We start from the raw sequence: 14639 nt of genomic DNA, 5'->3' as shown, positions 1-14639 counted from the left end.
CTCTCTTGTGTCGCCTGCGGCGACCGCCCGGTTCGTTGTCACGCTCCCTCCGGAACCAAGCAAACTTGGTGAGGCCCTGAGAAGTGACATTGCTTCGAAATTCTCGTCGCTCACCGACACGACCGACGCTTTCCGGCACCTCGCTATGAGGGCGAAGGTGCGGTTGGTCATTATGATCCCTTACATCGACGGGACCGGTGCAAAGTGGGCGCTCGAGCTGTTCGAACTGACCGATGCGACGGATCGCCTGCTCGTGCTGCGGGATGCAAGTCAACTTCTCGCCTGCGGCCTCGCAGGCCGTCGGCTGCAAAAGATTGCGACTGTTTACGACTATGCCCCTGAGGGGCGTCCTGAAGGAGATTCGGACGAAACCTTCCACGCGAAGATCGTCCTCGCTGACGGCGTCGCCGCCTATGTCGGATCAGCCAACCTGCTTTGGCGTTCCAAGGGCGCAAACCTTGAGTGCGGTATGTTGGTTGAAGGACCAGCCGTTAGAGCGATCAAAGTAGTGGTGGACGCGGTGATCTCCACGTTCTCCAAACCTTAAAATTGGCTGCTTGGGAACCTGCCTAGAGGCGAGTGGTCAATTTACAGCGGGCACAGGCTGCAAAACCCCCTTCTCAAGAAAATCCGGGCAGCTGGCGGTCGCCATACCAATCTCACCTGGTGTTCCTACGTCGAGTGCGTTGACGACCCCGTTGTTGATCATGATTAAGAACCACGTCTGGCCGCTATAGGCACCGTAGCGGTTCTTGCCGTTGATCAGACCGCACGTCCAAAAACCTGCGGTCGGCTTCCCAAACGTCGGCTTCAGTGTCCCGCTCTTAAACAGGTAGGGCCATTCAATCTTTGCCGCATCTGGATCAAACATTTGTTGGCGGATGGCTTGCTCGCCCGTGCGCACAGCCTCCGTTTGCGTGGGGCGAGCGCCCGCGTCGAGCGGGACAGTGTTCTTGTCGGCCGCAAAACAGTTCGCTGAATATACCAGCAATCCAGCTACCCCCAACAACAGGCCTGCCTTCTTTGTCATGGCCGTTTTCCTCACAGATCGAATGTGGCCGATGAGTGACATTTGTATTGAGCGCGGGAATCCGCGTCAAAGCGTTTGTCACTGATCGTCTGTAGACCGATAAGCGACATGCCCGGCTTCGTCGGCAGGTGGATATTCGCCTGCGCCTCGGCCGAAACATCAAAAGGCTCCGCACGGAGAAGGGCCTATCGCAGGAGGCGTACGCCCATGAGGCCGGACTCCACAGAACCTATGTGAGCGATATCGAGCGCGGATCGCGCAACCCTACGATCACGGTAGTCGAGAAGCTCGCAAAGCCCCTTGGTGTCACGGCTTCTGCACTACTCGACTAGCCGAGCAGCGGGCTTTCGCCTGCCTTAGCGCAAGGAATTTCGTAAAATCACCACGGTGAAGCAGCGAGAGACCGCATGGGCGGGATAGGCTCAGGACGACGATCCACAACCCACGAAGGGGTGGTCGAGGATGCACCGGCGCTCAGCATGCGTGATTTGCGCCGCCTGGGGCTCGTGAAGTCCGGCGAATGCGTCATCGATACGGTGCGCTGGTCCCAGAGGGGCCTCACCGTCACTGAAGCGCGTGTGCGTGTCGATTTATCGAACCCAGAGGCCGGAACGATCACGCTGACGGTGGTGGGGCAATCACGGGTGGCCCAGACCATCACCGTTGAGGGCGTGCCATGCCGCTATGGGGGGCATCGCTTCTATTTTACGTGTCCAGAGCAGGGGCGGCGGTGTGAGGTCCTATGTTGGCACGACGGTCGGTTCGCGTGCCGACAGGCCCACAGGCTGAGCTATGCGACCCAGGGCATGGATAAACTCGCGCGAGCGCGGAAACGACGATGTAAACTCAAAGCGCGCCTGGACGGCCAGGGCTTACAGCCGCGCGCACGTGGACGACACCGCTACGAGCTAGTCGACCGTCTTCGCTGGGCAACCATGACGGAACGAGCGCTGTTCGCGCAGTCCTTGCGGGGGCGGACGGGGCTTCTGGAATAGGTCTGGTCCCCACACGGTACCCCGCCGGCCCGTTCGGCAGCTCCAAGACCCGCAAAATCAATCTTCTGCGGAGCGGGGTGGTCTGTTTCTAAATCAGCGGATCGCAAATCGACGATTGCACTCGCCATCAAATGACTGGCCTCTCACCCAACGGAGCTGCACATGGGAATTCCGTACCGGTACTCGCTAGACCTACCCGAACGGTGCCTGCAGCTAATTCGAGACCTGTTGCCCGAGGCTGCCAAATCCTACGTGGCAGGCCAGGAGGACCTTGGTCCCCTAACCACGACTTTCTTGCTAGCCATGTCCGCGCCCATGATCACGCTGCCGGTGGAGCGACTGGAGCGCCACCTGTCTAACCTCGACGAGGGGTACGTTGACGACAGGTTCCTCGCGCCGCAGGAATCCGAAGCAATTAGGCAAACCCTCCGAAGGGACGCCCTGGGGCAAGCGCCGTTTTTTGAGGCTGGAACGTGGGCGTTCGCGAGCGTTTCGTACCGGCGGGGAGTGAACCTAGCGCGAGAAATCCCCGAAGAGGCGCTCACTGATCTCGCCAGCAAGGGTGGGCTCCTGGCAGCTGAACGAATGCCAGCGAGCCAGTGGGCAAGTTGCCTCCGGAATGCTCTTTCCCACGGCGGGGTCTTTTACTTGGATCACGAAGGACGACAAACTGTCGGTCGTAAGGCGGAGAAGCTGGCGTTCGGAAGCGGCAAATACACGCGCGGGTCCGACGAACTCGAGCGCCTGAATTTCGTTTCGATCGCGGAGGTCGACTATCTCCGCTTCCTTGAACGCTGGGTGGCCTGGCTGAAAGCGTCTGGGACTCATTCAGCGCTAGCTGCCGAGTAGACGAGTTAGTCGTCGTGAAACGGCTCAACCCAATGCGTGGCAAAATCGATCAATCGAAGCGAGCCATCGATCCGGACAGCGGCTGAAGCGTCTCGTGTGTAATGGATGCCTTGCTTCTCGAAGGCGCGACACGCTTCAACCCCACGCTCGCCGTACTCCGTAATCTTGTCGAAGCGCTCAGGCACGAAGTCCAGTTCGATAGCTAGATCGAGCTCGTAGAGCTGAGAAACGTCCGATCCGTTCCGATCGACCACGCCTGAAATTGAAGGGCACCCATAAAATCGAGGTGTCATCCCCACGAGGTCCGGCGCACTTTGAACGAGCTCATAGGCGTTGAATTCCGACTCGAAGACCTCGACCAAGTGCGCCCGATTTTTCCCCCGATAGAAAACCTTGATCGCCCTCAGACGCTCCTGATTGACGAACACCCGCGCATACGAACCGGTGTCGTATGAGGAGAAGGAGGTGCCGACTAGGAAGTGCGTATCAAGCATCGACTGGGAATTCTCCTGACACGGTCTCTGAAGCTCTCTTAGTGGTCTCGATAGTCAACAACAGGAGAGACCATCATGACGACTCCGATCGAAAACAAGGTGACGCTGATCGACCTCTGCAAGGAGTTGAAGATCGACCCGCGCGACGCACGTATGGTGCTGCGGCTTGCGAGCAAGAAGGCGAAGGAATTCCCCAACCTTTGCAAGGACCATGTGGCCCGGCAGCCGTGGGAATGGGCAACTGGATCGAAGGGCTTGGAGGAAGCGCGCACGGCGCTGACGGCCGCTCCCTCCACTTGATCTCCCCGGCAATTGGCCAGAACTCCCCTACAGGGACATTTTGGCCAGTTTCCAACTTCGGTGTTCGCTGACGACACCTAAATCCTGCGCCGCGCGCCGCAAAGTGCGTGCTGAGTGGCCGCGCTTCTCGCCCTCGGCCAACACGGCTTTGATTGGGCGCGCTTGACCCGCGAGCGCTCGCTTCAGGAAATCCTTGGCGTCGCTAATCACCGTATCTGGCCGGCCCGGCTTCCCCGGCTGACGCAAGAAATCGTCAGGCCCCAAGTCGCTTCCTCCTCGCCATGTGACCCGCGGCACTTTGCCCTTGGCCCGATCGCCGCCGGTCAACTCGTAGAGCTGCGTGCGGCCGCGTTCAGAAAGGTTGTGCTTGATGTGCACCATGGCGCGGACTCCTGGCTCCTCCGGGTGTTCCCCGATCAGCACAGCCGAGCGTGCGGAGGCGGTGATGTCGATCGACCCTAAGCCGCGAAAGATGGCCTTGTCCTTTTCGCCTTTTGTCAGATGGCGCAGCGCGATGATGGTGACGTTCTTTGCCTTCGCCAGTTCAGCTAAGCGCGCCATGAAGGGCCGGGTCTCGTTCGCCTTATTCATATCAATGCCGCCCTGCATGTAGGCCAGCAGCGGATCGAGGATCAGCAACTCGACCTGCTTGTCCGCGATGTGCTTCTCGATCCATCCCAGTGCCTCCTCTTCCAACCGGAAAAACTTGGTCGAGAAGGTGATCCGCTTTAAATCAGCGCCCATCCGCATGAGGCGACGAACGAGCGTAGTTTCCGGATCGTCCTCCGCGCTCATGAACAGCACGTTGCGAGGCTCGGATTCCTCTTGATCCGGCAGACCGCGCCCTGCCGATATCGCAGCGGCGATCTCGCAGAGGAGATAGGTCTTTCCGACGTTGGGATCGCCCTCCAAAAGATTGATCGCACCGCGAACGAAGAACGGCTCCCAGAGAAAGTCCACTTCTCGGGGTGTGACGTTGGACATCGCTTCGAAGAGGCCATCGTCTTCCGGGTTATACCGAGTGACACTGCGGACGATCTTGCCGACCTGAGTTTCCGAGAGCGGAGGCCGGCAATGCGCTTCGTTGACTGCCTGAAGCGCGGTGTCGATCACCTCGGCCTCAAACCCTTGGCGGCGAAAGGCTCCGGCCAAACTAGTCAGCCGATTGTCCCGGTGCCCCGCTGAGATGCCTCCTGTCTGCTGCGGTACGCGATCATCCTTCTTCCCGGCGTTGATTGCCTTGATCGCTGCGTGAGGCAGGTCCGCAATCGGGGCATCAAAAGCGTGCGACTTGTAACGCCCGCCCTCTGGATGAAGGCTCTCGGGCAGCAGGACATAACCGGAGACGATGAGGTCAAGTTTCGGCGAGAAGCCGATGCGGCTTCCCTTCACCTTCCCATGGTGCCTGAAGAACAGGTGGCGGCCGTCACGGGTTTGGGTTTGGCGTGTCGAGGGGAGCGGACCGAGCTTTGCGAGTGCGTCCTCGCCATCCGGTCCGTCGATGTCGATCACGAGGAACGGGGTCTCGCGCACGGTGGCAGCTAAATTGATCTTTGGGTCATCCAGCAACCAAGAACGCACCTGCGTCACGTCATCAGTGGCGCTCTTACTGCCTTGCGGTGAGAAGCGCGTGTCTGGACGCTTCGACTTTGGCTCGATGGCGATCACACCCATGCCTGCCGATATGGTGGCCCGTGCGACGTCCAGTTTGCGCACTGCGCGTGGTGAGAGGACTGAGCGCTTACCCACGACTTCGCTCCACGCCCAATGCCGCCGCAATCAACGTCACCATTGGTCGAATGTCGTCGACGCTCTTGCCCTCGATTGTGAGGACGACCTTCTTCACTTTCTTGCCCTTGGAAGTGCGCAGTTTGACAAGTGAAAGGCGGGGCATCATCGGTTTGCCCCCCGGGCAGCGCCCAGCAGACCAACATACTCGTCGATCTCGTTGGCGAGCCAAGCGACCGAGTGCGCACCAATGCGGACACGCCGTGGGAAGCGACCGAGGGCCTCTAGGCGAAGCAAAGTGCTATTTGAGATTTTGATGCCGCGCCGGCGCAAATCGGAACGGTCGTAAAGGAGCTGGTTCATGAAGCCTCCGTTGAGAAGGCCTGCATGAATAGTCCGTGGCTGGCAGGGTGCTACAATGTGCCGACCGGCGGCCGACCGGCATTCATGCGATCGTTCTTCAACCTCGTCCGAACCTCCAGAATGATCGCGTTTTCCTGCGACTTTCGAGGCCACTGATCGTCGGACAGGTGCTTTGCCTTGATGAAGGCGCGGACGTCATCGTGGGTGGCTTCGAGGTGGTGGGACGCGAAGAACTCCTCCACGGAGGTTCGGTATTCCGCATACATCCGCTTAGGTCCGCGCTTCACAGGGCGGGTGAAAGATCGGGAAATAAGGCGGCGAAGTTCACGGACATCCGCGACCGCAGGGTAAATTGCGCCAGAGGCCAGTTCGATCATTCCGGACGAGTCATCGGCGGGCTGCGGGTAGATGGTGGTTACCCAATGGCTGAACTGCTCTGGATATCGGACCCGATGTCCCTCCTGGTCGGTATAGACAAGGCTGAGCCAACCGTTCTCCAGCCACATGCGCATTATCTTCTCGGCAGCGCGACCGCGCTCCCACGCTGCAGGATCGGTTGAGCGCTGCCCGACTCTGATCGCCTTCGCTTCGTTGCCGTCCCATTCGGGTGATTGAGAACGCCCAATCATGTCGAAGGCCTCGACAAGCGGGACAAGGTTAGTCTTCGGTGGATTGTCCAAGCCCACTAAGAAAATCTCCCCACTTGTCCAGCGCCTCGCGCTTCTCAGTATCGTAGCCGTAGCGATTATAAACCGCCGCCACGCCAGAAATCGTGCCGCTGATGTGGTTCAGTACTTTCTCCACCACGTGAGGCGCTATGCCTGCCCGCGCCATGCCTGATGCTGCTGTGCGGCGCAGATCGTGGAAACGCCAGCTCGCGGTGCCGGAGGCTTCAGAAACGCGCTTCAACGCCTTGGTGAATCCACTGATCGGCGACTGCCGCGTGGTCGTGAAGACGTAGGGCGAGTTCGCGAACCGGGGCACGTCCTTAAGAATGCGGACGGCAAAGTCGCTGAGCGGCACCACATGGGGCTTACCGTTCTTGGCGTTGTCTGCTGGGATCACCCAGGTTCCGACTTCGAGGTCGACCTCGTTCCACCGCATCGCCGCAGTCTCGGCGCGCCGTTGGGCGGTCGCGAGCAGAAGCGGAACATAGTGCCGGAACGGGTAGGCCTCGTTGCTGCACGCGGCCAGCACCCGCTTAATCTCCTCGTCCTTCAGAACACGGTCTCGCGACTGTTCCTTGACGGGAGCCTTCAGGCCATTGATCGGGCTGACCTCCAGAATCCCCCGTTCTATGCACCAGCTGAACAGCTTGCGGACAGTGGCGAGAATCCGGTTCGCCTGATAGCCGGCCCCCCGCGCGATGGCCGCATCCAACGCCTCCAGCACGTCGGCGCGGTGGATTTCTCCTATCTCCATCTGACCACAGCGAGGGATGAGCTCGCGCTCCAGAACGCGTTCGGTCTCACGCCAGTTACGGTTCCTGGGTTTGGCGTACTGCTCGATAAACGAACGGCAGATCGCCTCAACGCGAAGATCAGGCTGACGCCGGCGGCTTTGCGGATCAATGCCGTCATCTACTTGACGAAGGGCAGCCATCGCCTTGGCGCGTGCTTCGGCCAGCGTGTAGCGGGGATAGACGCCGATGGTCTGGCGCTTCTGCTTCACGCCGTAGCGGTACTTGATCGTGAAGGTCTTCCGGCCCTCGGGAGAGACCCGGACGCTGAGGCCGGGACAGTGGAGATCGTGGACCTCATATCGCTGCGCCGCCGGTTTCAAGGCATCGAGGGTCTTGTCGGTAAGCGCCTTGCGCATGTGCCATCCAAAGCTGATGGCATTCCAATAATCACAAGTTTTCCGGCATCTCAAAGAAGAACTCTGAGCGACAACCTTCTGAAGCAGAAAGGTTTATCCTGACGTGGATTGCGATTTATGCGAGTGTGACCGGGGGGTCGTTCAGACCGCCTCCTCAGCGACGCACACGTACCAACCAGCGTCGTGTGCATTCTGGATTTCGGCTCTCACGAAATTACGTGACGCCGCGCCCGAACTTTCCAATCGATCTGTTACCCCACCTTCGCGGCGTCCATCCGGCGGGGAACACGGGGGTATCGGATGCCCAGAATTGTATGAATGGATATGCTAGGTCCTGATACGATATCAGCGAGCCAAAGACCCGCTGATTGAATGCCCGGGGAACGAAATGAAGCGATATAAAGCAATATAATCAGACATTTAGCCGCGCTCTTAATCAGCGGGTCGTAGGTTCGAATCCTACTGCACCCACCATTCGCTTGGTGGCCGGACTTTTCCAGACCTTCACGACATCGCCGCCGCTGCTTGCCGCGTGTGGAAACGTCATCATTGCTCACGCCGCAACTAGCGCGGAAGGTTCCCATACTCTATCTTCGAAACCACGACCCCGGCCCTGGTGGCTCAGGTGTTTGTTTTTCTTGAATTTAAGACTGAGGCCATTGAGATGACTACCGAGGCTGTGACCGCGATCGACAAGAAGGCCCTGCTGGCCAAGTACATCGCCGAGCGTGACAAGCGGCTGCGGGCCGACGGCAATTCGCAGTACCTGGAGGTGAAGGGAAACCTCTCCCACTATCTCGAAGATCCGTACACGCCCCGCGTGGAGCGCGCGCCGAAGACCGACCACGTCACCTTCGCCTTCGTGGGCGGTGGATTCGCCGGCCTGGTGACCGGGGCCCGCCTGGTGGAGCAGGGCGTCACCGACGTGCGTATCATCGAGAAAGGCGGCGACTTCGGCGGCACCTGGTACTGGAACCGTTATCCGGGCGCCCAGTGCGACACCGCCTCGATGATCTACATGCCGCTGCTCGAAGAAACCGGCCACATGCCCACCGAGAAGTACGCCCACGCTCCGGAAATCCTCGAGCAGTGCCAGCGGATCGGCACGCAGTATGGCCTCTATGAGAACGCGCTGTTCCACACCGAGGTCGAGGACCTGAGCTGGGACGCCGCCAACTCTCGCTGGGTGATCAAGACCAACCGCGGCGATGAATTCACCGCCAGCTTCATCGGCCTGGGCACCGGACCGCTGCACGTGCCGAAACTGCCGGGTATTCCGGGGATCGAGACCTTCAAGGGCCACTCGTTCCACACCAGCCGGTGGGATTACGACTATACCGGTGGCGATCCCAAGGGCGGCAAGATGGAGAAGCTCGCCGACAAGCGAGTGGCCATCATCGGCACCGGCGCGACCTCGGTCCAGGCCGTCCCGCATCTCGCCAAGGCCTGCAAGGACCTCTACGTCGTCCAGCGCACGCCCTCCTCGGTGGACGTGCGCGCCAACAAGCCCATCGATCCGGAATGGTTCGCCTCCATCTCCACCCCCGGCTGGCAGAAGCGCTGGCTGGAAAACTTCACCGCCAACCAAGCCGGCGGCAACGCCGAGGAGGACCTGGTGATGGACGGCTGGACCGACCTCTCGCGCCGCATCCGCGCCAAGATCTCGCAACTGCCCCGCGAGGACATGACCCCGCTGAAGATGCTGGCCGCCTATGAGGACTCAGATTTCGAGAAGATGGAGGAAATCCGCGCCCGCGCCGTCTCCATCGTCGAGGACCGCGACACCGCCGAGAAGCTGAAGGCCTGGTATCGTCAGCTCTGCAAGCGCCCGTGCTTCCACGACGCCTATCTGCAGGCCTTCAACGAACCCGCCGCTCACCTGATCGACACCGACGGCAAGGGCGTCGAGCGCATCACCGAAAAGGGCTTCGTGGTGGCCGGCGTCGAGTACGAGGTCGACTGCATCATCTACGCCTCGGGCTTCGAGGTCGGCACCGAGTACAAGCGCCGCGCGGGCTTCGACCTGACCGGCGTCGATGGCCTGAAACTGTCGGACGCCTGGGCGGAGGGCATGCAGTCCAAGCACGGCATCCACGTGCTCGGCTTCCCCAACGCCTTCTTCGTGCAGCCGACGCAAGGGGCGAACCTGATCTCCAACGTGCCGCACAACCTGACGGAATCGGGCCGCACCATTGCGCTGACGGTGAAGCACGCCCTCGACATGGGGGCCAAGGAAGTGGAAGTCACGCCCGAGGCGCAGAAGGCCTGGGTCGACCTGCTGCTGACCGGCGCCGGCCGCATGATGGGCGCTCCGGACTGCACGCCCGGCTACTACAACAACGAGGGCCAGAGCCCCGGCCCGGCGGCCAAGTACAATGTCGGCTACCCGCAGGGCGCCACGGCCTTCTTCCAGTACATCGAAGCCTGGCGGACGTCGGGGCAGTTCGAGGGGCTGAGTTTCAGGTAAACAACTCCCGTCATCCCGGACGCCGATAGGCGATCCGCGACCCAGGGGGATTGATCGCGGCCCTGGATCCCGGCTCTCCGCTGCGCTGCGGCCGGGATGACGTTGAGTTAGATCCCCGCGCCGTTGTCGAGCGCCTGCAGCGCCAGCTCGTGGGCCTCGGCCTCGGCGGTGATCCAGTTGATGAAGGCCTTCACCTGGGGCAGGCGGCCCTTGGCCTTGGGGTGGACGACGTAATAGGCGAAGTCCACGGCGGTCGAGATCTGCAGCGGTGAGACCAGGCGACCGGCGTCCAGGTCGGCCTGGGCCAGGGTGCGTTTGGCGAGCGCCACGCCACGACCGTTGGCGGCGGCCTCGATCACCATGCTGGACTGGTTGAAGCGGGGGCCCCGCGTGCCGTCGACGCCCTTCACCCCGCGGGCGGCCAGCCACATGGTCCAGTCGGGGCAGCTGTCGTCGGGCTCCGGCGAGCCGTCGTGCAGCAGGATGTGGCCGGTCAGGTCGGCGGGCGAGTTCAGCGGGTTGGCGGCCTGGAGCTCGGGGCTCAACACCGGCACCACGGTCTCGCCGATCAGCCGGCGGACCTCCAGGCCAGGATAGCGGCCTGCGCCATATCGGATGGCCACGTCCACCTCGCCGGCGGTGAGGTCCACAAGTTCCAGCCCGGCCGACAGCCAGACGTCCACCTGCGGATGCAGTTCCTCGAACTTGCCCAGCCTGGGAACCAGCCACTTGGCGGCGAAGGAGGGGGCGGCGGTCAGGGTCAGGCGACGGCCATCCACGGCGGCGGTCAGCATGGAGGCGGCCTCGGCCAGCCGGTCGAAGGCCTCGCGCAGGGCGGGCAGGGCGGTCTGGGCCGCGTCGGTCAGCAGCAGGCCCTTGGGCGTGCGCTTGAAGAGGGCCGCCCCCACATAGTCTTCGAGGTTTTGGATCTGCTGGCTCACCGCGCCAGGCGTCACCGACAGCTCGTCGGCGGCGCGCGAGAAGTTCAAGTGGCGGGCGGCGGCCTCAAACGCGCGAAGGGCGTTCAGTGGCGGCAACCTGCGGCGCGGCGCGTCGCGTTCCATGGAGTTTTCCTGACAGCCCCGGCAGAAGTCCTTGGCTTGCGAATTGGGCCCTCCGAGGCCAGTTTGCAAGCGTCCGGCGGTGTATAGGCCCTTTTCATCGGTGGACATCGGGCGGGGCGGGCGTGGAGCCCCTTCCGCCTCAAACCTCAAGTCTAGTCGTTAGAGAACCTAAAGCCCATGTCGCATCGCGCGCCCAAGGCCCCCACCGCCAACCGCCTGGTCGTTCTGGGCGGCGAGGGCGCGCGCGCGGCCGGATCGGTGTGGCTGGTGGGCGCGGGCCCCGGTGACCCGGAACTGCTGACCCTGAAGGCTTTCAAGGTGTTGGCGACCGCTGACGTGGTGGTTCACGACGGGCTGGTCAGCGACGAGATCCTGGATCTTGCGCCGGTCGCCGCGCGCCGCATCTCTGTGGCCAAGCGCAAGTCGCGGCACTCCTACGCGCAAGGTGAGATCAACAAGATGCTCGTCGCCTTCGCCCTGGAGGGCCTGACGGTCATCCGGCTGAAGGGGGGCGACCCGTTCATCTTCGGCCGTGGCGGCGAGGAGCTGGAAGCCTGCCGCGAGGCCGGCGTCGCCTGCCACGTGGTGCCTGGCGTCACCGCCGCCCTGGCCTCGGCGGCTAACGCCGGCGCGCCCCTGACCCATCGCGGCGCGGCCCAGGCGGTCACCTTCGTCACCGGCCATGCGGCCACGGGCGAGACCCCGGACCTGGATTGGGCGAGCCTGGCCAAGCCGAACCACACCGTGGTGATCTACATGGGCGTCTCCACCGCCGCCGAGATCGCCGAGCGCCTGACGGCCGCTGGCCGCGCGGGTTCGACCCCGGCCCTGATCGTCGAGAACGCCAGCCGCGCCGATGAGCGCCGCGTCGTCACCGATCTGGCCGGCCTGGCCGACGCCGCAGCGAATGTTTCCGGTCCCGCCCTGCTGATCGTGGGCGAGGCCATGGCCCTGGCTCAGGCGGGGACCGCACGGTTTGTCCAAAGTATCGAAGCTCGGGGTCTCGAGCGGGGAGTGGGATCATGAAGGCGCTGACCGCCAATCGACTGGACGACGGCGAGGTCGTTTTCTGGAAAACCGGACAGTGGGTGGAACGGCTCGCCGACGCCGAGTTGTTCGCCGACGACGCCAGCGGCGAGGCCGCCGAGGGCCGGGGCAAGTCCCAGCCCAACACCGTCATCGACGTCTATCTAATCGACCTGATCGAGAGCGAAGGCCTCTGGGCGCCGCTGAGCTATCGCGAGCGCATCCGGGCGCTCGGTCCGCCCAACCACCCGGGGCACGGCAAGCAGGCCGAAGGCGGAGCGGCCATCGAGGCCCTGATGCACGCCACCGGCGCCTCGCGGTCCACGGGCCGCGTCAACCTGATCAAGCGTAAGTAGGGCCGATGTATCAGTACGACACCATCGACAGGGAATTCCTCGCCGACCGGGCCGCGGAGTTCAAGGAACAGGTGGCCCGCCGCCTGGCCGGTGAGATCACCGAAGACCAGTTCAAGATGCTGCGCCTTCGCAACGGTTTGTATCTGCAGTTGCACGCCTACATGCTGCGGGTGGCCATCCCCTATGGCTCGCTGAACGCCACACAGCTGCGCAAGCTGGCCGATATCGGCCGCCGCTACGACAAGGGCTACGGCCACTTCACCACACGGACCAACCTGCAGTTCCACTGGATCAAGCTGCGGGAAACCCCGGCGATCCTGGAGGAACTGGCCACCGTCGACCTGCACGCCATCCAGACCAGCGGCAACTGCATCCGCAACGTCACCTCCGATCCCTATGCCGGCGCCACCGCCGAAGAGATCGACGACCCGCGCGTCTGGTCCGAGGCGATCCGCCAGTGGTCGATGCTGCACCCCGAGTTCAGCCACCTGCCGCGCAAATTCAAGTTCGCGGTCACCGCCTCGCCGAAGGACCGCACGGCGGCCCGCGTCCACGACATCGGCCTGGTGGTTCGCCGCGCCCGTGACGGCACGATGGGCTTTGAGGTGATCGTCGGCGGCGGGATGGGGCGCACGCCCTATGTCGGCCCGACCATCAAGGAATTCCTGCCGGCCAACCGGCTGTTCTCGTACCTGGACGCGACCCTGCGAGTCTACAACCGCCACGGTCGCCGGGACAACAGCTACAAGGCGCGCATCAAGATCCTGGTGGCGGCCCTGGGCGCCGACGAGTTCCGCCGTCAGGTCGAGGAAGAGTGGGAGAAGGTGGGTACGGGCGCCGACATGCCCGACACCGAGATCGCCCGCATCCGCGCGGCCTTCGCGCCCAAGACCTTCGACACCCTGGTGAACCGGTCGGAAGCCTTCGAGACCGCCAAGGCCGCCGATCCGGCTTTCGCGCGCTTCGCCCGCAACAACCTGAAACCCCACAAGCGGCCCGGCTACACCATCGTCGAGATCTCCCTGAAGGCGATCGGCGACACGCCCGGCGACGCCACTTCCGATCAGATGGACGTGGTGGCCGAGTTGGGCGAGCGCTACGGCCAGAACGATATCCGCATCACCCACGAGCAGAACCTGGTCCTGCCGCACGTGAAGCTGGACGACGCCCATGCGGTCTTTACGGCGCTTGCCGCCGCAGGCCTGGCGACACCGAACATCAATCTGATCACCGACATCATCGCCTGCCCGGGCCTTGACTACTGCGCCCTGGCCAATGCGCGGGCCATCCCGATCGCCCAGGACATCGCCCACCGCTTCGCTGATCAGGACCGTGCCGAGCTGGTGGGGGAGCTGAAGATCAAGATCAGCGGCTGCATCAACGCCTGCGGCCACCACCATGTCGGCCACATCGGCATCCTGGGCGTCGATAAGAAGGGTGAGGAGTTCTACCAGCTCACCCTGGGTGGCTCCGGGGCCGAGGACGCCGAGGTCGGCAAGATGTTGGGCCCGGCCCTGCCCGCCGACCGCGTGACCGACGCCATCGACACCATCGTGGAGGTCTATCTGCGCGAACGCGCCGACGGGGAGCGCTTCCTCGACACTTTCCGCCGCACGGGCGCGGCCCCCTTCAAGGAGGCTGTCTATGCCGAAGCTCATTAGGATCATCGACGGCCAGTTCGTTTCGGCCGACGACCCCTTCACCCACGTCGCCGATGACGAGGGCATGCCCCTGGGCGACGTGATCATCTCGCTGACCCGGTTCTCTGCGGAAGGCGACGCCCTGATCTCCCAGGGCCGCGCCGTGGGTGTGCGCATCGAGCCGGACGAGGAGGTCGAGGCGCTTGCCTATGACCTGCCCAAGCTGGCGGTGGTGGTCATCGCCTTCCCGAAATACCGCGACGGCCGCGGTTTCTCCTCAGCCCACCTCGTCCGCGAACGCTTCGGCTTCAAGGGCGAGATCCGCGCCGTGGGCGAGGTTCTCCGCGAGGAGGCCAACTTCCTCACCCGTTGCGGCTGCGACTCTTTCGAAACCGCCGACGGCTCGAGCCCGGAACAGTGGGCCCACGCCGCCAATCGTCATCGTCACGTCTATCAACGCGCCCCTGACGGCCGCACCCCGGCCTTCACCGAGCGTGCGGAGTCCTGAG

Annotated in this window: 15 protein-coding genes; 9 read left to right on the top strand and 6 right to left on the bottom strand. The window is 62.9% G+C overall.

What is annotated here, in order from left to right; genetic code table 11:
* Positions 1 to 172 precede the first annotated feature (172 nt).
* A complete protein-coding gene (locus tag AAC997_RS09280; RefSeq protein ID WP_340645410.1) occupies positions 173 to 547 on the top strand; it encodes a phospholipase D-like domain-containing protein in 375 nt (124 codons plus the stop codon).
* A gap of 36 nt (positions 548 to 583) precedes the next feature.
* On the opposite strand, the gene AAC997_RS09275 is transcribed toward AAC997_RS09280, so the two are convergent.
* Positions 584 to 1030 carry a hypothetical protein gene (locus tag AAC997_RS09275; RefSeq protein WP_340645409.1) on the bottom strand — a complete coding sequence of 149 codons (447 nt, stop codon included), beginning with the start codon at positions 1028 to 1030 and terminating at the stop codon, positions 584 to 586.
* Between the two features lie 128 nt (positions 1031 to 1158).
* Here AAC997_RS09275 and AAC997_RS09270 point away from each other — a divergent pair, with 128 nt between their 5' ends.
* Entirely contained in the window at positions 1159 to 1362 is a 204-nt protein-coding gene (locus AAC997_RS09270; protein ID WP_340645408.1) for a helix-turn-helix transcriptional regulator, read from the top strand.
* Between the two features lie 825 nt (positions 1363 to 2187).
* Positions 2188 to 2874 (top strand): hypothetical protein, encoded by a 687-nt coding sequence (locus AAC997_RS09265; RefSeq protein ID WP_340645407.1) that lies wholly within the window; start codon positions 2188 to 2190, stop codon positions 2872 to 2874.
* 5 nt (positions 2875 to 2879) lie between these two features.
* Here the strand turns inward: AAC997_RS09265 and AAC997_RS09260 are convergent, their stop codons facing one another.
* Positions 2880 to 3368, bottom strand: coding sequence for a hypothetical protein (locus AAC997_RS09260; RefSeq protein WP_340645405.1), 489 nt, complete (start codon positions 3366 to 3368; stop codon positions 2880 to 2882).
* A 75-nt stretch (positions 3369 to 3443) separates the two neighbouring features.
* On the opposite strand from AAC997_RS09260, the gene AAC997_RS09255 reads away from it, so the two are divergent.
* Positions 3444 to 3668: a hypothetical protein gene (locus AAC997_RS09255; protein WP_340645404.1), complete on the top strand. Its 225-nt coding sequence runs from the start codon at positions 3444 to 3446 to the stop codon at positions 3666 to 3668.
* A 27-nt stretch (positions 3669 to 3695) separates the two neighbouring features.
* Here AAC997_RS09255 and AAC997_RS09250 read toward each other — a convergent pair whose 3' ends face one another.
* The 3 genes from AAC997_RS09250 to AAC997_RS09240 form a co-directional block, all read right to left on the bottom strand.
* On the bottom strand, positions 3696 to 5417 hold the full coding sequence (locus AAC997_RS09250) for an AAA family ATPase (RefSeq protein ID WP_340645403.1): 1722 nt from the start codon (positions 5415 to 5417) through the stop codon (positions 3696 to 3698).
* A gap of 392 nt (positions 5418 to 5809) precedes the next feature.
* Positions 5810 to 6439, bottom strand: coding sequence for a hypothetical protein (locus tag AAC997_RS09245; RefSeq protein ID WP_340645402.1), 630 nt, complete (start codon positions 6437 to 6439; stop codon positions 5810 to 5812).
* Complete coding sequence (locus AAC997_RS09240; RefSeq protein WP_340645401.1) at positions 6417 to 7577, bottom strand: tyrosine-type recombinase/integrase; 1161 nt, start codon at positions 7575 to 7577, stop codon at positions 6417 to 6419. Before AAC997_RS09240 ends, AAC997_RS09245 begins: the two co-directional genes overlap by 23 nt.
* Positions 7578 to 8241: 664 nt before the next feature.
* Between AAC997_RS09240 and AAC997_RS09235 the strand changes: the two genes are divergently transcribed.
* The gene (locus AAC997_RS09235) at positions 8242 to 10044 is read left to right on the top strand and encodes an NAD(P)/FAD-dependent oxidoreductase (protein WP_340645400.1); all 1803 of its coding nucleotides are present in this window, start codon (positions 8242 to 8244) and stop codon (positions 10042 to 10044) included.
* A gap of 107 nt (positions 10045 to 10151) precedes the next feature.
* On the opposite strand, the gene gcvA is transcribed toward AAC997_RS09235, so the two are convergent.
* Entirely contained in the window at positions 10152 to 11108 is a 957-nt protein-coding gene (gene gcvA / locus AAC997_RS09230) for a transcriptional regulator GcvA (protein ID WP_340645399.1), read from the bottom strand.
* 177 nt (positions 11109 to 11285) lie between these two features.
* Here gcvA and cobA point away from each other — a divergent pair, with 177 nt between their 5' ends.
* Genes cobA through AAC997_RS09210 form a run of 4 tightly spaced genes read left to right on the top strand, consistent with a single transcriptional unit; the run spans position 11286 to position 14638 of the window.
* A complete protein-coding gene (gene cobA, locus AAC997_RS09225) occupies positions 11286 to 12134 on the top strand; it encodes a uroporphyrinogen-III C-methyltransferase (protein WP_340645398.1) in 849 nt (282 codons plus the stop codon).
* Positions 12131 to 12490, top strand: a complete 360-nt coding sequence (locus AAC997_RS09220; protein ID WP_340645397.1) for a DUF2849 domain-containing protein — start codon at positions 12131 to 12133, stop codon at positions 12488 to 12490. Before cobA ends, AAC997_RS09220 begins: the two co-directional genes overlap by 4 nt.
* 5 nt (positions 12491 to 12495) lie before the next feature.
* Complete coding sequence (locus tag AAC997_RS09215) at positions 12496 to 14151, top strand: nitrite/sulfite reductase (protein WP_340645396.1); 1656 nt, start codon at positions 12496 to 12498, stop codon at positions 14149 to 14151.
* The gene (locus AAC997_RS09210) at positions 14135 to 14638 is read left to right on the top strand and encodes a DUF934 domain-containing protein (RefSeq protein ID WP_340645395.1); all 504 of its coding nucleotides are present in this window, start codon (positions 14135 to 14137) and stop codon (positions 14636 to 14638) included. Before AAC997_RS09215 ends, AAC997_RS09210 begins: the two co-directional genes overlap by 17 nt.
* The last annotated feature ends 1 nt before the right edge of the window (position 14639 follow it).

This window comes from Phenylobacterium sp. (assembly GCF_037968635.1).
Classification (GTDB): Bacteria; Pseudomonadota; Alphaproteobacteria; order Caulobacterales; family Caulobacteraceae; genus Phenylobacterium.
Note: the sequence above shows the minus strand (reverse complement) of the source record. Positions and strands in the feature narration are given on the sequence as shown.